Origin of the sequence: Rhodococcus sp. GA1 (genome assembly GCF_024321955.1) — a bacterium.
GTDB classification, from domain to species: Bacteria; Actinomycetota; Actinomycetes; order Mycobacteriales; family Mycobacteriaceae; genus Rhodococcus; species Rhodococcus pyridinivorans.
In genome coordinates this window covers 1056545-1073758 of sequence record NZ_CP097186.1, presented here as the reverse complement: position 1 = coordinate 1073758, position 17214 = coordinate 1056545, and the positions used below count along the sequence as shown (strand labels likewise).

Annotated in this window: 15 protein-coding genes; 10 read left to right on the top strand and 5 right to left on the bottom strand. The window is 69.7% G+C overall.

Features of this window, described 5'->3' with window-relative positions:
• Nucleotides 1-23: 23 nt before the first annotated feature.
• Nucleotides 24-1904, top strand: a complete 1881-nt coding sequence (locus M3330_RS04980; protein WP_071934587.1) for a DEAD/DEAH box helicase — start codon at nucleotides 24-26, stop codon at nucleotides 1902-1904.
• Between the two features lie 60 nt (nucleotides 1905-1964).
• Here M3330_RS04980 and M3330_RS04975 read toward each other — a convergent pair whose 3' ends face one another.
• Together M3330_RS04975 and M3330_RS04970 are read right to left on the bottom strand one after the other, a co-directional pair.
• Entirely contained in the window at nucleotides 1965-3866 is a 1902-nt protein-coding gene (locus M3330_RS04975) for an ABC transporter ATP-binding protein (protein WP_219130058.1), read from the bottom strand.
• Nucleotides 3867-3955: 89 nt separating this feature from the next.
• Nucleotides 3956-4546, bottom strand: coding sequence for a hypothetical protein (locus M3330_RS04970; RefSeq protein ID WP_255027253.1), 591 nt, complete (start codon nucleotides 4544-4546; stop codon nucleotides 3956-3958).
• Between the two features lie 125 nt (nucleotides 4547-4671).
• Between M3330_RS04970 and M3330_RS04965 the strand changes: the two genes are divergently transcribed.
• Genes M3330_RS04965 through M3330_RS04955 form a run of 3 tightly spaced genes read left to right on the top strand, consistent with a single transcriptional unit; the run spans nucleotide 4672 to nucleotide 6769 of the window.
• Entirely contained in the window at nucleotides 4672-5409 is a 738-nt protein-coding gene (locus tag M3330_RS04965) for an ABC transporter ATP-binding protein (protein WP_019288102.1), read from the top strand.
• Complete coding sequence (locus M3330_RS04960) at nucleotides 5406-6161, top strand: ABC transporter permease (RefSeq protein WP_033097325.1); 756 nt, start codon at nucleotides 5406-5408, stop codon at nucleotides 6159-6161. The genes M3330_RS04965 and M3330_RS04960 overlap by 4 nt, the downstream gene beginning before the upstream one ends.
• Nucleotides 6158-6769 (top strand): TetR family transcriptional regulator, encoded by a 612-nt coding sequence (locus M3330_RS04955; protein WP_200359720.1) that lies wholly within the window; start codon nucleotides 6158-6160, stop codon nucleotides 6767-6769. Before M3330_RS04960 ends, M3330_RS04955 begins: the two co-directional genes overlap by 4 nt.
• 100 nt (nucleotides 6770-6869) lie before the next feature.
• Here the strand turns inward: M3330_RS04955 and M3330_RS04950 are convergent, their stop codons facing one another.
• Complete coding sequence (locus tag M3330_RS04950) at nucleotides 6870-7640, bottom strand: deoxyribonuclease IV (RefSeq protein ID WP_200359722.1); 771 nt, start codon at nucleotides 7638-7640, stop codon at nucleotides 6870-6872.
• A 78-nt stretch (nucleotides 7641-7718) separates the two neighbouring features.
• On the opposite strand from M3330_RS04950, the gene M3330_RS04945 reads away from it, so the two are divergent.
• From M3330_RS04945 to M3330_RS04920, 6 genes are all read left to right on the top strand, one after another.
• A complete protein-coding gene (locus tag M3330_RS04945) occupies nucleotides 7719-8495 on the top strand; it encodes an SDR family NAD(P)-dependent oxidoreductase (protein WP_006553929.1) in 777 nt (258 codons plus the stop codon).
• A gap of 91 nt (nucleotides 8496-8586) precedes the next feature.
• Nucleotides 8587-9348, top strand: a complete 762-nt coding sequence (locus M3330_RS04940; protein ID WP_006553930.1) for an ABC transporter ATP-binding protein — start codon at nucleotides 8587-8589, stop codon at nucleotides 9346-9348.
• An 11-nt stretch (nucleotides 9349-9359) separates the two neighbouring features.
• The gene (locus M3330_RS04935; RefSeq protein WP_219130061.1) at nucleotides 9360-11885 is read left to right on the top strand and encodes an ABC transporter permease; all 2526 of its coding nucleotides are present in this window, start codon (nucleotides 9360-9362) and stop codon (nucleotides 11883-11885) included.
• A gap of 134 nt (nucleotides 11886-12019) precedes the next feature.
• Nucleotides 12020-13600: an alpha/beta hydrolase gene (locus M3330_RS04930; protein WP_255027247.1), complete on the top strand. Its 1581-nt coding sequence runs from the start codon at nucleotides 12020-12022 to the stop codon at nucleotides 13598-13600.
• On the top strand, nucleotides 13597-14091 hold the full coding sequence (locus M3330_RS04925) for an LppA family lipoprotein (protein WP_006553933.1): 495 nt from the start codon (nucleotides 13597-13599) through the stop codon (nucleotides 14089-14091). The genes M3330_RS04930 and M3330_RS04925 overlap by 4 nt, the downstream gene beginning before the upstream one ends.
• 83 nt (nucleotides 14092-14174) lie before the next feature.
• The gene (locus M3330_RS04920) at nucleotides 14175-15176 is read left to right on the top strand and encodes a hypothetical protein (RefSeq protein WP_255027244.1); all 1002 of its coding nucleotides are present in this window, start codon (nucleotides 14175-14177) and stop codon (nucleotides 15174-15176) included.
• Between the two features lie 54 nt (nucleotides 15177-15230).
• On the opposite strand, the gene M3330_RS04915 is transcribed toward M3330_RS04920, so the two are convergent.
• Together M3330_RS04915 and M3330_RS04910 are read right to left on the bottom strand one after the other, a co-directional pair.
• Nucleotides 15231-16190 (bottom strand): glycerate kinase, encoded by a 960-nt coding sequence (locus M3330_RS04915; protein ID WP_071934592.1) that lies wholly within the window; start codon nucleotides 16188-16190, stop codon nucleotides 15231-15233.
• Nucleotides 16187-17092: a hydroxymethylglutaryl-CoA lyase gene (locus M3330_RS04910; RefSeq protein WP_006553936.1), complete on the bottom strand. Its 906-nt coding sequence runs from the start codon at nucleotides 17090-17092 to the stop codon at nucleotides 16187-16189. The genes M3330_RS04915 and M3330_RS04910 overlap by 4 nt, the downstream gene beginning before the upstream one ends.
• Nucleotides 17093-17214: the final 122 nt, after the last annotated feature.

Here is a 17214-nt window from a genome sequence, read left to right as displayed (position 1 = left end):
TCATCCGATAAACTGCAGGTCAAATGAGTGATACTGTGCAAGACCCCGACGCCGAAAACGCCACCCCCACGTTCGCCGATCTCGACATCGATGCCCGTGTGCTGCAAGCGCTTTCGGATGTGGGCTACGAGTCCCCGTCGCCGATCCAGGCGGCGACCATCCCGCCGCTGCTGGAGGGACGGGACGTCGTCGGTCTCGCTCAGACCGGCACCGGCAAGACCGCCGCGTTCGCGGTGCCGATCCTGTCCCGCATCGACACCTCGAAGAAGCGTCCGCAGGCGCTGATCCTTGCGCCCACGCGCGAGCTCGCGCTGCAGGTCGCAGAGGCTTTCGGCAAGTATTCGGCGCACATCCCCGGGTTGCACGTGCTGCCCATCTACGGTGGCCAGGCGTACGGGGTGCAGCTGTCGGGGCTGCGTCGCGGCGCCCAGGTCATCGTCGGCACCCCCGGACGTGTGATCGATCACCTTTCCAAGGGCACCCTCGACATCTCGGAGCTCGAATTCCTCGTGCTCGACGAGGCCGACGAGATGCTCACCATGGGCTTCCAGGAGGACGTCGAGCGGATCCTCGCCGACACCCCGGACACCAAGCAGGTGGCGCTGTTCTCCGCGACGATGCCCGGCGCGATCCGCCGGCTGTCGAAGCAGTACCTCAACGACCCCGAAGAGATCACGGTCAAGTCGAAGACCACGACCTCCTCGAACATCTCCCAGCGCTGGGTGCTGGTGTCGCACCAGCGCAAGCTCGACGCCCTGACCCGCATCCTCGAGGTCGAGTCGTTCGAGGCGATGATCATCTTCGTCCGGACCAAGCAGGCCACCGAAGACCTCGCCGAGCGGTTGCGTGCCCGCGGCTTCTCGGCCGCCGCGATCAACGGCGACATCGTGCAGGCCCAGCGTGAGCGCACCATCGGCCAGCTCAAGAGCGGCGCCCTCGACATCCTCGTCGCGACGGACGTCGCCGCGCGTGGTCTCGACGTCGAGCGCATCAGCCACGTCGTGAACTACGACATCCCGCACGACACCGAGTCGTACGTCCACCGCATCGGCCGCACAGGCCGCGCCGGCCGCACCGGCGACGCGCTGCTGTTCGTCGCTCCGCGCGAGCGTCACCTGCTCAAGGCGATCGAGCGGGCCACCCGCCAGCCGCTCGCCGAGATGCAGCTGCCCACCGTCGAGGACGTCAACGCCCAGCGCGTATCGAAGTTCAACGACTCGATCACCGAGGCGCTCGCCTCCGATCACCTGCAGCTGTTCCGCACCTTCATCGAGGACTACGAGCGTGAGCACGACGTGCCGCTCGCCGACATCGCGGCCGCGCTGGCGGTGCTGTCTCGCGACGGCGAGTCGTTCCTCATGGAGGCCGAACCCGAGCCGGTCGCACCGCCGCGCCGCGAGCGCGAACCGCGCGAGCGTCCGCCGCGTCGCTTCGACGACGGGCCGAAGGTCGGTCGCGACGGCCAGGAGATGACCACCTACCGCATCGCCGTAGGCAAGCGTCACCGCGTGCAGCCCGGTGCGATCGTCGGTGCCATCGCCAACGAGGGCGGACTGCGCCGCGGCGATTTCGGGCACATCAGCATCCGTGCCGATCACAGCCTCGTCGAGCTGCCGAAGGATCTGTCGCCGCAGACCCTCGACGCGCTGCGCTCCACCCGAATCTCGGGCGTGCTCATCCAGCTGCAGCCCGACTCCGGCGCACCGTCCGGACGTCCCAGCTCGTATCGCGGACGCGACGACCGTCGCGGCGACGATCGACGCGGGGGAGACCGTCGCGATCACGGCAAGCGCGATCGTGGCGGCAAGCGCGAGTACGGCGACAGCCGTGGCGGACGCTCCGGCGACTTCACGCACCGCAGCGACCGCAACGATCGTGGTGGTCGCGGCGGATACCGCGACTGAGACCGCCGGCCGATCCACTCGGCCGGGACGTCGGCGGTGGCACCGTCGACGTCCCGGCGCTCATGCGTCGAGTATGGGGGCTCCCACCGATACCTTCGGTCCCGAATCGGCGAACTGCGTGCGGTACAGCTGCGCGTAGCGGCCGCCCGCCGCCAGGAGATCGTCGTGGTTGCCGCGTTCGACGATGCGCCCGGCCTCGACGACCAGGATCTCGTCGGCGGCGCGGATGGTCGACAGGCGGTGCGCGATGACCACCGACGTGCGACCCTCGAGCGCCTCGGTCAACGCCTCCTGCACAGCGGCCTCCGAGGTCGAATCGAGATGGGCGGTGGCCTCGTCCAGGATCACCACCCGCGGATGGGCGAGCAGCAGTCGCGCGATCGTCAGCCGCTGACGCTCACCACCCGAGAGCCGGTAGCCGCGTTCGCCGACGACCGTGTCGAGTCCGTTCGGCAACGACGCGATCAGGGGCTCGAGGCGTGCGCGACGTAGGGCGTCCCACAGTTCGTCCTCGCCGGCTTCGGGGCGGGCGAGCAGCAGGTTGTTGCGGACCGTGTCGTGGAACAGGTGACCGTCCTGGGTGACCAGCCCGACCGTCGCGCGGATCGAGTCGGCGGTCAGTTCGCGGACGTCCGCTCCGCCGAGCAGCACGGCGCCGGAATCGACATCGTACAATCGCGGGATCAGTTGTGCGATGGTCGATTTGCCCGCGCCGGACGATCCGACCAGTGCGACCATCCGGCCCGGTTCCACGCGGAACGACACGTCGCGCAGCACCTCTTCGCCGCCCCGCGAATCGAGCACCGCGACCTCCTCGAGGGAGGCGAGCGAGACCTTGTCGGCGGACGGATACGCGAAGGTGACATCCCGGAGTTCCACCGAGACCGGACCGTCGGGCACCGGCCGGGCGTCGGGCGACTGCTCCATCAGCGGCTTCAGATCGAGGATCTCGAAGACCCGCTCGAAGCTCACCATCGCACTCATGACGTCCATGCGGGCACTGGCCAGCGCCGTCAGCGGCGAGTACAGGCGCGTGAGGAGCATCGCCATCGCGACCACCGAACCGGGATCGAGCTGGTCGCGCAGGGCATAGAAACCGCCGAGGCCGTAGACGAGCGCGAGCGCGAGTGCGGACACGAGTGTCAGAGCGGTGACGAACACGCTCTGCAGCATCGCGGTGCGCACGCCGATGTCGCGGACCCGCGTCGCCCGGACGGCGAACTCCCTCGACTCCTGTGCCGGACGGCCGAACAGCTTGACCAGGGTGGCGCCTGGAGCCGAGAACCGTTCGGTCATCTGCGTGTTCATCACCGAGTTGTGGTTGGCGGCCTCCCGGCTGAGCTGCGCGAGCCGGGCGCCCATGTGCCGGGCGGGAATCACGAAGATCGGGAGCAGCAGCAGTGCGAGAAGGGTGATCTGCCAGGATATCCCGATCATCACCACCAGGGTGATCGCGAGGGTGACGATGTTGCCGACCACGCCGGACAGGGTGTCGCTGAAGGCACGCTGCGCACCGATGACGTCGTTGTTCAGGCGCGAGACGAGCGCGCCCGTACGGGTTCTCGTGAAGAAGGCGACCGGCATGCGCTGCACGTGGTCGAAGACCGTGGTGCGCAGATCGAGGATGAGATCCTCGCCGATGCTCGCCGACAACCAGCGGTTCGCGATCCCGAGGCCGGCCTCGATCAGTGCGATCGCGGCGATGATCACCGCGAGCAGCACCACGACCGAGACCGCAGCGCCGTCGACGATCGCGTCGATCACCCGGCCCGCGAGTACCGGTGTCGCGACGCCGAGCGCCGCGATGGTCACGCTCAGGACGAGATAGAAGGTGATGTTACGGCGGTGCGGCCGGGCGAACTCGGCGATCCGCCGTAGGCTCGCTCGGGAGAACGGCCTGCGGTCGCTCTCGGCGTGCATCGCGTTGTACATCGCGTTCCACGCGGTGACTTCCATGCTCATGGTGTCGGCCTCCTCGGGTCGCAGCCGAGGCTAGGACCTCGAGTGCGCTCGAGGTCAAGCCTAGGCTCGCACCACGACAGGACGAGGCGTCAGCGAGCCACGTCGATCACCACGCGGGTCGGTCCGGTGAGGGAGTACACCGAGAACGGCGTGCCGTGCGCGGCGACGCCGATGAACGACTGGGTGACACCTTCGAAGACGCCGGACCCGCTGACCTCCACCACGGATCCGCCGGCATCGGCGAGCACGGGATCCGGGCCGGCGTACTGCTCGACACCGCTGTCGAACGGATAGGCCGAGCCGTCGATGAGCACCTGCAGCACGGCGTTGCCGGCGACGGGGACCTCGTTGCCGCTGCCCTGCTGGAGTGCCTCGTCGACGTAGCCGACCCGCCACCCCGGTGTGCCCTCGCCGCCGAGTTCGTAGACCACGCGGTCGAAGCCCTCGTGACGTCCGGTGCGGATGTCGACGACCGTGAGTTTTGCGCCCTCTCCGGCCGGGGAGACCTTCTCGCGCGCGTCGCGCGGGACCTCGTCGGAGGTGGTGGTCTCGGGAGCCGAGGACGTCGGCGTGTCGACCGAGACGGCGGGGGAGGGTGCGGGCTCGTCGGCACCGGCGGAGCATCCCGCCAGGACCAGTGCTGTTGCGGTGACGGCCAGGGCGAGACGCGTGTGCTTCATGGGACTCATGGTACGTCGGAGCTCCCGTCGGCCACTGGCGACGCTCGCGGGGGTTGACCGGATCGAGACGTGAGGCGCACAATTCATCCGAGGATGATTTCAACACTCGATGAATTGAGTGGATCATGGCCATCGACCACATCTCCGACGCTGTCGACATCCGCGATCTGCACGTTCGGCGTGGCACCCATCGAGCTCTCGAGGACGTGAGCGTGCGCGTCCCGCGCGGGGCGATCACCGGACTGCTCGGCCCCTCGGGCTGCGGGAAGACCACCCTGATGCGCACGATCGTCGGCACCCAGATCGTCGAATCCGGCACGGTCACGGTGCTGGGCCTGCGCGCGGGCAGCGCCGAACTGCGCCGCCGCATCGGTTACGTCACCCAGTCGCCGAGCGTCTACCCCGACCTGACCGTCACCGAGAACGTCTCCTATTTCGCCTCCCTCTACGGGCGGAAGGGCGCCGCGGTCGCCGACACCCTCGCGGCGGTCGGGCTCACCGACCACGCCGGCAACCGGACGGCGGCCCTCTCCGGCGGTCAAATGGGCCGGGTGTCGCTCGCGTGTGCGCTGGTGGGCGATCCCGAACTGCTCGTGCTCGACGAACCCACCGTCGGACTCGATCCACTGCTGCGCGCCGAGCTGTGGGAGCACTTCCGCGCACTCGCCGACCGCGGCACCACCCTGCTCGTGTCGAGCCACGTCATGGACGAGGCCGGCCACTGCGACGAGCTCGTCCTCCTGCGCGAAGGCCGACTGGTGGCCCAGCTGACCCCGGTCGAACTGCGCGAACAGACGGGGGAGACGGGCCTCGAGAACGCTTTTCTCCGACTCATCCGGAACCGGACGGGAGCACGACCGTGAGCGCCGTCATCTATGCCACCACGACCACCCGCATCCTGCGTCAACTGCGGGCCGACCATCGCACCGTCGCGATGATCGTGCTCGTCCCGAGCCTGCTGATGACGCTGCTGTACTTCATGTACCAGAACGCCCCCACCGGTCCGGGCGGAGTCTCGCTGTTCGACCGGATCGCCGTCACGATGCTCGGGATCCTCCCGTTCGTCGTGATGTTCCTGGTCACCTCCATCGCGATGCAACGCGAGCGCAGTTCGGGCACCCTCGAACGGCTACTCACGACACCGCTGACGAAACTCGACCTGCTCGCCGGTTACGGCAGCGCTTTCTCGCTCGCGGCGGCCGTCCAGGCCGGTCTCGCATGCGTGGTGGCCTTCTGGCTGCTGGACGTCACCAGCGCCGGATCGGTGCTGTGGGTGCTGGTCGTCGCGGTTCTCGTCGCCGTCCTCGGGGTCTCCCTGGGGCTGTTGTGCAGCGCCTTCGCCCGCACCGAGTTCCAGGCCGTGCAGTTCATGCCGGTGATCGTCATTCCGCAGTTCCTGCTGTGCGGGTTGCTCGTCGCCCGGGACGATCTGCCCGACTGGCTGCGCTGGATCAGCAACGCACTGCCGTTGAGCTACGCGGTGGAGGCGCTGCAGGAGATCACCGTGAATCCGGGGGTCACCGCCGTCATGGTGCGGGATCTGATCGTCGTCGCGGCGTTCGCCGCCGCGGCCCTCACACTCGGTGCGGCGACGCTGCGCCGTCGCACCCCGTGACGAGCGAGGCCGGGACGCGGCGCCCCGGCCGCCGTCCCGGGAACTCGGGCGCGCGCGGCGACATCCTCGCGAGCGCCCGGGAACTGTTTGCCGCCAACGGTTTCGACAAGACGACGGTGCGTGCGGTAGCGGCCCGTGCAGGGGTGGACCCGGCGCTCGTGCACCACTACTTCGGCACCAAGCTGCAGCTGTTCACCGCGTCCATCGCGCTGCCGGTCGATCCGCGCGACGTCCTCGCCCCCGTCTACGCGGCCGAACCCGAGGATCTCGGCCGTGCCCTCACGACCGCCCTTCTCGGTGTGTGGGACTCCCCGCACCGCGACGCGGCCGTGGCGATGTTCCGTGCGCAGATCGCCGGGGGCGACAGCGGTCTGATCCGCTCGTTCCTGCTGGAAGTCGCGCTCGCACCGCTGTTCGAGCGTATCGACCGTCCCGTCGGCACCGGCCGGCTGCGGGCCGAACTGGTGGCCACCCAGATGACCGGGATCATGCTGGTGCGCTACATCATCGGACTCGAACCGCTCGCGTCGGTGTCGTCGGAGCAGCTCGTCGAGATCGTCGCCCCCACTGTGCAGCGCTATCTGACCGGCGACCTGCCCGGCATGTGACCGCAGCTTCGGGGGCGTGCGCTTCGGTCGGAGACAGAGGCGCGCCGTCGACACGGTGCATCGGTCCGCGCACGACGCAAACGTAGAACGGAGTGTGTCGTCAGGTCGAGTGCTCCCGCAGGAAGGCGATGTCCTCGGCGAGTCCCTCCGCCGGGGTCTCGAGCACGATCGGTGCGTCGGCCTGCACCGCGATCTCCGCGAGCAACTGCGGATCGATCTGCCCGTCGGCGAGATTGGCGTGCCGGTCGCGGGCCGAATCGAACTCGTCACGCGAATTGTTCAGGTGCACCAGATCGATCCGGCCGGTGACCGCACGCACCCGTTCGACGACACCGACGAGATCCTCACCGCCCGCCCAGGCGTGGCAGGTGTCGAGGCAGAAGCCGGGACCGTAGTCGCCGATGGCGTCCCACAGACGTCCGATCGCGTCGATGTAGCGGGCCATCGCGAAGTCGCCGCCCGCCGTGTTCTCGACGAGGATCGGCACCCCGAACCCGCCCTTGTCCTCCTGCCGTTCGAACAGCTTGCGCCAGTTCTCCACCCCGGCGGCGACATCCTCACCCGCGCGCACGTGCCCGCCGTGGACCACCAGCCCGAGCGCACCGATACGCGCGCCCGCCTCGGCGTGGTCGGCGACGGCCTTCCGCGACGGCATCCGCACCCTGTTGTTCAGGCTCGCTACGTTGATGACGTACGGCGAGTGCACCACCACGTCGACGTCCGATGCGAGGATCTCCTCGGTGCGCGGATGCTCACCGGGCTTCGTCCATTTCTGCGGGTCCGACAGGAACACCTGCACCAGATCGGCACCGAGATGTTCGCCCTGACCGATGGGATCGTCGTCCTGCCGGACGTGCGCACCTATCCGCATGTGCCACAGGTTAGGGCAGTGTCCCGCCGACCGGGACCGCAATACCCGGACGTGCCCGGAATCTGCTCGACTCCTCGCATGGGCACACTCGAAGGCGGCAAACTCGACGGCAGGGTCGCGCTGATCACCGGCGCAGGTCAGGGGGTCGGTCAGGGGGTTGCGTTCGCGCTGGCCCGCCAAGGTGTGGCCATCGCGGTCGCCGGCCGGACCGAGTCGAAGCTGATCGACACCGCCGAGCAGATCCGCGCCTTCGGTGGCACCGCCGAGCCGGTCGTGTGCGACATCGCCGATCCGGATGCGATCGCCGCCGCGGTGGACCGCACGGTCAGAGCCTTCGGAGGTGTCGACATCCTCGTCAACAACGCGAGCTTCAATCCGCTCGGGCCGCTGCTCGACCTGAAGCCGGCCGTGCTGGAGAAGGCGTACCGCTCGGGTCCGCTCGCCGCGCTGCACGCCATGCAACTCGTCCACCCGATCATGAAGGAACGCGGTGGCGGGTCGATCGTCAACATGGTCACCTCCGCCGCGGTGCGCTGGGACGCGAGTGGTTACGGCGGCTACGCCTCGACCAAGGAGGCACTGCGGTCGCTGACCCGCACCGCGGCATCCGAATGGGGAGTCGACGGCATCCGAGTCAATGCCATCGCCCCGCACGCCCTTTCGCCGGGCCTGAAATGGTGGACGGAGAAGAACCCGGAGGAGGCCGCCGAGTTCGTGCAAACCATCCCGCTCCGCCGCATCGGCGACCCCGAAGAGGACATCGGGCGCGCCGTGGCGTGGATTGTGAGCGACGACGCACGCTATCTCACCGGCGCGACGATCCCGCTGGACGGGGGTCAGGCACGCTGGGCCTGAGCCACCGCCCCGGCATACACCCGTATCCCCGAATCGAAGATCGGGGTCATCCCCGATGGTGCGGTGGTCCCGGCACCGGGAAGATGGGTGCATGCCACTGCACTCGGCCCCAGCAGCCCGCGCCCAGGACCTGAAGAAGATCTACGGAACCGGAGAAACCGCGGTACACGCCCTCGACGGTGTGACCGCGGATTTCGCCGCCGGTGAGTTCACCGCGATCATGGGTCCCTCCGGATCGGGCAAGTCGACCCTCATGCACTGCCTCGCAGGTCTCGACAGCGCGACCTCCGGAGCGGTCTTCATCGGCGACACCGATCTGACGACCCTGTCCGACAAGGGGATGACCCAGCTGCGGCGCGACCGCATCGGCTTCGTCTTCCAGGCGTTCAACCTCGTCCCCACCCTCACCGCGCTCGAGAACATCACCCTGCCGGTGGATATCGCGGGCCGCAAGATCGATCAGGAATGGCTCGACACCGTCGTCACCCGTCTCGGTCTCACCGACCGTCTCGGACACCGCCCCGGCGAATTGTCCGGTGGCCAGCAGCAGCGTGTCGCGTGCGCGCGTGCCCTCGCGGGCCGGCCGGAGATCATCTTCGGCGACGAGCCGACCGGCAACCTCGACTCCCGCTCGTCCGGTGAGGTGCTGTCCATCCTGCGGGCGGCCGTCGACGAGTTCGACCAGACCGTCGTGATCGTCACCCACGACCCGCGTGCCGCCGGCTACGCCGACCGCGTGGTGTTCCTCGCCGACGGACGCATCGTCGACGAGATGCGCGAACCGACGGCCGAACGAGTGCTCGACCGGATGAAACAGTTCGATCCCGCCTCCGCGGCTCCCGTGGCGGAATAGGAGACACCGCGATGAGTGGGAATCCCATCCGCAGGGTTGCCCTGCGCAACCTCGCCGCACACAAGGTGCGGCTCGCCCTGACCGTGCTCTCCGTGGTGCTCGGCACGGCCTTCATCACCGGTTCGTTCGTCTTCACCGACACACTGCAGCGCACCTTCGACGGCATCTTCGGCGACGTCGCCCAGGGCGTCGACGTCCGCGTCAGCACCGAGCAGTACGGCACCAGCGGTGTCCCGATCGAGGCCGTCGACCAGGTCGTCGCCCTCCCCGGCGTCGAGCGCACGTCCCCGTCGATCGGTGGCAGCATCATCGTCCTCGACTCCGAGGGCGCCGCGATCCAGACCGGAGGCGCACCCGCCGAGGGTTACGCCTACATCCCGCCCGACCGTCTCGTCGGCGAACCGGAGACCTTCGTGGCCGGTGGACCACCCGCGGAGAGCGGGCAGATCGCGCTCAACGAGAGCGCGGCCGAACGAGGTGATCTCTCGATCGGCGACAGCACGACCGTGCTCACCATCTCGCAGGGCATGGTGCCGGTGACCGTCAGCGGCATCTACGAACTCGAGACCGACACCGGCGGCTACATCGGTGCGTTGTTCACCGAGGAACAGGCCTCCCAGCTGTTCACCGACGGCCGGCACATCGGCTTCCTCGACGTCGCAGGCGACGGTTCGCTCTCGCCCGAGCAGCTGCGCGACGAGATTGCGGCAGCGCTGCCCGAGCTGAAGGTGCAGACCGGAGCCGAGGTCACCGAGGAGACCAAGTCGCAGGTCGCCGAGGCCCTGAACTTCCTCAACTACTTCCTGCTCGCGTTCGGCGCGATCGCACTGCTCGTCGGCACGTTCATCATCTACAACACCTTCTCGATGATCGTCGCCCAGCGACTACGCGAACTCGCCCTGCTCCGCGCGATCGGCGCGAGCCGCAAGCAGGTCGGCCGGTCGGTCACCCTCGAGGCCTTCGTCGTCGGTCTGATCGGCAGCATCATCGGTATCGCCGCGGGCGTCGCGCTCGCCTACGGTCTGCGCGCGGCACTGAACGCCGCGGATCTCGGACTGCCGTCGGGCCCGCTGCAGTTGTCCCCGCGCACCGTGATCGTCGCGCTGCTCGTCGGCGTGGTCGTGACGATGGTCAGCGCCTACGCCCCGGCGCGGCGCGCGACCCACGTTCCGCCCGTCGCCGCGATGCGCGAGGAATCCACAGCGACCGTCGAGTCGCTGCGCATCCGCACGATCATCGGTGTGCTCTGCGCGATCGTCGGTGCGGCACTCGTCGTGGTGGGCGCACAGCAGGTCGGTGGCGGCGCGGCCGCGACCGTCGGTATCGGCGCCTTCCTGCTGATCCTGTCGGTGCTGTTCGCGGCGCCGGCGTTGTCCCGGCCCGTCGTGAACGCGCTCGGTGCGGTCTTCGCTCGGCCGTTCGGGGCGATCGGCCGGCTCGCGCGCACCAATGCGACCCGCAATCCGCGTCGCACCGCCGCGACCGCGTTCGCCCTCACCCTGGGGCTGATGCTCGTCTCCGTCATCGGGGTGTTCGGGTCGTCGGCGAAGGCCAGTGTCGACGCGCTCGTCGACAACGGGGTCGAGGCGGACTTCATGCTCACCGGGCCGCAGATGTTCGGTGTCCCGGCCCCCGCCGCCGAGGCGGTCCGCGGAGTGGACGGCATCGAGGAGGTCGTGCCCGCCTACGGCGTGCAGGCCAAGATCGACGAGGACTTCGAGTTCGGCACCGGAGCGGGCGGGCCCCTCCAGGACGTTCTCGACCTGGACATGGTCGCGGGAGCCTTCGAGGTGACCGGGAACGAGATTCTCGTCTCGCAGGCCTCGGCGGACGACCACGGCTGGGAAGTGGGCTCCACCGTTCCGCTCACCAGTCGCGACGGCGACACCGTCGACACCACGGTCGCCGGCATCTTCGCCGACAACCAGCTGATCGGTCCGTGGGTCGTCTCGCAGGAGCTGTTCGAGCAGTTCACGCCGCCGAACAACCGGTCGGCGCTCGTCGTCCTCATGAACACCGTCGACGGTGCCGATCCGGAGACCGTGCGCGCGTCGATCGAGGAGGCCGTCAAGGACTACGTGATCGTGCAGGTCCTCGACCGTGAGCAGTTCAAGGGTCAGCAGGCGCAGCAGATCGACATGCTCCTCGCGATCCTCTACGGCCTGCTCGCCCTCGCCGTAGTCATCGCCATCCTCGGCATCGTCAACACCCTCGCGCTGTCGGTGGTGGAACGGCGGCGGGAAATCGGCATGCTCCGCGCCGTCGGTATGCAACGCGCCCAGGTGCGTCGCACGATCTACCTGGAGTCGCTGCTCATCGCGGTCTTCGGCGCGGTCGTGGGTGTCGTGCTCGGTCTCGCGTTCGGCTGGGCGTTCGTACGCACCCTCGCCGATCAGGGACTCGACATCATCTCGGTGCCGTGGTCGCAGGTCGTCGGCATGCTCGTCGCGTCCGGCATCATCGGTGTCCTCGCGGCGCTGTGGCCCGGGCAGCGGGCGGCGAAGACGCCGCCGCTCGAAGCGATCAGCGACATGTAGGCAGAAAGTGCAGGTGGACAAGAGTTGTCCACAGGCAGTGGAGTTGTCCACAGCGGCCGGCCCGCGGAGCATTCCGCGGGCCGGCCGTCGTCGGTGCCCCTTATGCTTCCGCGGCAGGGGGTGGTGGTGTGCAGGTGGACGATCTGGCGGGGTGGGATCCGGATGCGCTCGAGCGCACGGCGACCGAGCTCGCGGCATGTGCCGATGCCGTCGACGCCGTGGCCGGCGACGTCGCGCGGTCGGCGTCCTTCGGCGACGCCTGGAGCGGTGCGGCGCATGACGGAGCGACGTCCGCATTCGCCTCGTACGGGCGGGATCTCGCGGCACAGGCCGAGTCGTATCGGCGCGTGTCCGCATGTGCGCGGTTCGTCGTGCCGCGACTGCGGGCACTGCACTCCGAACTGGGCGAGCTGCAGACCAGGGCCGCTGCGCGGGGTTTCCCGCTCGACGCCGACGAATTGCTCGCGGCGTCGCTGCGATCGCTGCTCGTCCGTGCCGATGGGCTCGACCGCGAGGCCGCCGCTCGCCTGAGTGTCGAATCCGATCCGCCGGGAACGGTTCTCGGCGAACAGGGTCGCCTACATACCGCGATCGCGCGGTCCGGATCGACGACGCTGCCGGTCCTGCCGGATCCGGCCACCGATCCCGTGCAGGTCGCGCAGTGGTGGAACGGTCTCGACGACACGGCACGCACCGCGCTGGTCGCCGAACATCCCGAACGGATCGGCGCCCTCGACGGACTACCCGCTGCGGTTCGCGATCTCGCCAATCGTGCCCTGCTCGACGACGAACGTCGCCGCCTCGAATCCGTCGCGACACAACTGCGGGCCGAACTCGACGCGATGTTCCTCGGTGGCACCGTGATCGACAGTCTCGGCGTCACCGGACTGTTCACCGACGCCGATGCCGGGCTCGAACAGACGGTGCGGAAGATCGAGGCCCTCGCCGCGATCGACGCGACCCTCGCCCACGGCGACCGGCAATTGCTCGCCCTCGACCTGTCCGGACGCGAAGCGATGGCGGCGGTGGCCGTCGGGGACGTCGACACCGCCGAGCACCTGGCCGTCTTCGTCCCCGGCGCCGGCTCGACCGTGCAGGGCAATCTGCAGGGCTACGACACGCAGGTCGCGGCGCTGCGCGACGCCGCTCGGCTCCACCTCACCGGCGGCGATCCCTCCGTCGCGGCGGTCACCTGGCTGAATTACCAGGCTCCCCAATGGGGATGGGGTCTCGCGTTCACCGAGCGCAGTCCGGTCTCCGACCTCGCCGCCCGGATCGCCGCGCCTCGCCTGGTCGACTTCCTCGACGGCATCGCGGCCTCGCGTCCCGACGACCCGCGTATCACCACGGTCGGGCATTCCTACGGGGCCGTCGTCTCTGGTCTGGCGCTGAGGGAGACCGGTGCGGTCGATGCCGCGGTGTTCGTCGGGGCTCCGGGGATCGGGACCGGCGACGTGACCGACCTGCGGATCCCGCCCGACTCCGCCTATCTCGTCGAAGCCGAGCGCGACATCGTCGCCGACGTCGGAACCTTCGGTGGCGACCCGAGCTTCCTCGACGGCCTGACGCATCTTCCCGCCGGTCCGGGCACCACCACCGCCGGAGTCCCGCTCGCGGGCATCACCGGCCACAGCTCGTATCTCACCCCCGGAACGTCGAGTTCCCACCACATCGCCGGTGTCGTCGCGGGCACCGCAGAACGGAGTACGCCGTGACCTCTGTGTGGAGTTCTCGGCTCGGGGCGTGCGTCGTCGTTCCGGCAGCACTGCTCGCGGCGTGCACCACCACGGTGACCCCGGTCGCGATGCCCGAACCGGTCGCCACGACCAGCGCGGGCGCGGTCGAGTTCTACACCGCCGTGCAGCGCGACGTCCTCACCGCGCTGTCCGCCGAGTTCCCCAGCGTGCGCTTCGAACCGAAGTACGCGAGCACCACCGCGGGATGCACGCTGCCCGACGGCACCTCGGGCCTGACGGTGCACCTCCCGATCCACGGCTCGGGCAGGCCGGTGCCGGTCGACGAACTAGACCGTGCGGCCAGGGTCTTCGAGGACACCGCCGCGCGGGCGGGCTTCCACGGTCGCCATGTGCTGCCTCCGGATACCGGTCTCGCCGTCCGGATGTTCGCGGCCGACGGCTCGTACATCACCTTCGGCAGTTACGTCGCCGCGACCGTCGGACTCACCGTCGGTTGTTACCCGGAGTAGGCCCGGTAGTCGGCTAGGCTCGTCCGAGCGACGGCCGCTCGGACCGTCGTGATTCGTGCTGGCAGCCGTGGAGGGACGAACAGATGCGCCCGATGCTCGGCATCTCCGTCGACGACGGTGAAGTGTGCGCGGTCCTCGTCGATGCCGACGTTCCGAGTCTCGGTCCGTTCGACTCCCAGCGAGGCTTCGGCGCACCCGGGGACACACCGGCGGAGGCCGCTGCCGCTGCCGCCTCCGCCATGGCGGAACGTGCCGCCGCGGCGTCGCTGACCCTGTCCGCGGCCGCGGTGGTGACCGGTCCCGAGAACGACGAGGACGCCGAACCGGTCACCGAGGCGGTGCGAGCCGTGCTCGGTATCGACGTCGACACGGTCCTGCTCGACGACGCGCGACTGGCCTTCCTCGCCGGAGCACCCGAACTCGCGGAACTGCCGGTCCTGGCCCTGCACACCCGTACCTACGGCGTCGAATCCGCATCGATGGTCGACGTCCCCTCGCGCACGGTGCTGTCCACGGTGAGTCCCGACGGCGACGAGTTCGGTCCCTACACGCAGTCCCTGCCCGAGGCGATGGACGAAGCGGTCGCCCGCGCCGGCACCTCGCCCGACGCGGTGGTCTTCCTCGATCTGCGTCCCGGCGACGCCCGTCCGGCACGAGAACTCGCCACCGTCCTCGGTGTTCCCTTCGTGACTCCGCACGGGGTGCCCTGGCATCGCGCGACCGGTGCCGCGCTCGTCGCAGCCGCCCGCCGTTCCCCGACGGTCGTCGCCGCGCCCACGAACCGTCGTCGCGGCACCGTCCTGCCGGCCATGCTCATCGCGCTCGTCGCCCTGCTGGGTGGGGGACTGGCCGTCGCGGTGAGCAGCGGCGTGCAGGCGGAACGCTCCGCGCCCGGACTGCAGACGGCCGTGGCGCCGCCGCCGTCGCCGGTGCCGTCGCCCGATCGCGCACCCGTCGCCGACCCGTGCTCCGAGGCGCGACCGGCATCGTGGCCGGCCCACGCGTCCGATCCGGTCGACCCGGTGCCGACGCCCGAGACGCCCACCGAGATTCCCTGCGGCAGCGCACCTCCCACCGCTCCGTGATCGGCCGGTGATCGGGCGCATTCCTCAGGTGCGCAGTGCCGAAAGGCGCATCTCTCAGGTGCGCAGTGTCCGACCGGCGCGCGTCAGCGATTCCGCATCGGATGCGACGACGACATCGGCGAACCGCTCGCGGTAGTCGCCGAGGTCGTCGCCGACCGAACCGACCACCGCGACCACCGGAACGTCGCTGCAGCGCGCGAGGATCGCCGAGACGATCTTGCCCGCCCGCGACTGGCCGTCGAGCCGTCCCTCGCCGACCACCACGAGATCGGCGGTGCGCACGGCGTCGTCGAATTCCACTGCGTCGAGCACGAAGTCGGCTCCCGACCGCAGTTCTGCACCGAACCGCGACCACATCCCACCGGAGAAACCCCCGGCCGCTCCGGAGCCGTCGACCTCCCGCGGGTCGCGGGGGAGGGTCAGCGCCCTCTCTTCGAGGCGGCGCGTGAGCAGCGCGACGGCTGCCGTATCGGCGCCCTTCTGCGGCCCGAAGATCCGTGCCGCATCGGTGTAGCGGGTCGTCACGTCGGACAGCACGGTGACGCGGGCGTCGTCGAGCCCACCCCGCTCGTCGATCGCGGCGATCGCACCTGCGCCCCCGTCGGTCGTCGCCGACCCACCGGCCGCGACGACGATGTGCCGTGCTCCGTGCCGGACGGCTTCGGCCATGACCATCCCGGTGCCGTAGGTGTCGGCGGTGACGGCGTCGCGCGGACCGTCGTGCGGAGTGGTGATGCCGCTCGCCGTCGCGAGTTCGACGACGGCCGTGCCGTCCGGCGACATCCCCAGCAGTCCGCGGCACGGTGCGCGCCACGGGTTCACGGCCTCGACCTCGATCCGGGCGAGACCGAGCGGCCCGGCGAGCGCGTCGAGAGTGCCCTCGCCGCCGTCCGCGACGGGCATCCGGATCGCGGTGTGCCCGGCGCTCTCCACACCGGAGGCGATCGCGTCGGCGACCTCGACGGCGGTGTAGGTGCCCTTGAAGCTGTCGGGGGCGATCAGGATGCGGGTCACCGGAGGGCCCAGTCGAAGGCCTCGGCCTCGGAGCGGGCGCCCTGCCGGGCACGCGACCGGTTCGGTTCGTCCAGTTCGGCGACGATGTCCTCGCCGAGCCGGACCAGGGCGCCGAAGACCTCCGGGTCCAGCCACGACGGGCGGGTCGCGAACAGCAGGTCCTCGCTCGCGGTGTTGCCGCTCGCACCCGGTGCGAACGGGCACCCGCCCAGGCCGGCGAGTGCGCCGTCGACGACGGTCGCCCCGGCGTCGATCGCGGCGAGGCTGTTGGCGACACCGAGACCCCACGTGTCGTGACCGTGGTAGACGATCCGTCGGTCGGGGGATTCGGCGGCCAGGCGCGCGACCAGCGACGACACCTGGCCGGGCACGGCCTGGCCCAGGGTGTCGGCGACGACGATGTCGGCGGCCCCGTCGGTGCGCGGATCACATGCGATCTCCACGACCCGGTCGGGATCGACCGGCCCGTCGAACGGGCACGTGAACGCCGTGGCCAGGCACAACTGGATACCGCCGCCGACGGCGTGGGCGCGTTCGATCGCCGCCGGCATCGCGGCGATGCTGTCCGCGGTGTCGCGGCCGATGTTGGCGCGGTTATGGGCGTCGGAGACCGAGAAGCAGTACTGGAACCGTCGGGCACCGGCCGCGATCGCCTTCTCGACGTGGCGCGGCGTGGCGACCCAGATCCAGCAGCGGTCGAGTTCCTCCTCGGTCAGCGCTGCGACGAGGTCGAGGGTGTTCGCCATCGGCGGCACGAGGTCGGCGCGGGCCAGGGACCCGATCTCGAGTTCGGGCACGCCCGCGGCGAGCAGCGCCCGGACGATCTCCACCTTGCGTTCGGTGGGGAGCAGTTTGCCGGTCAGCTGCAGTCCGTCGCGCAGCGTCACGTCGCGCAGGATCACGTCCGTGCATGCTCGGTCACTCGTCGGTTCCGCCACTGTCTCCGCCTCCCCGTCGTGTTCCTGCCGACCCCACCGTCTCGAACCGCACCAGTATGCCCCGGTCACCGTGCGGGCACGATCCG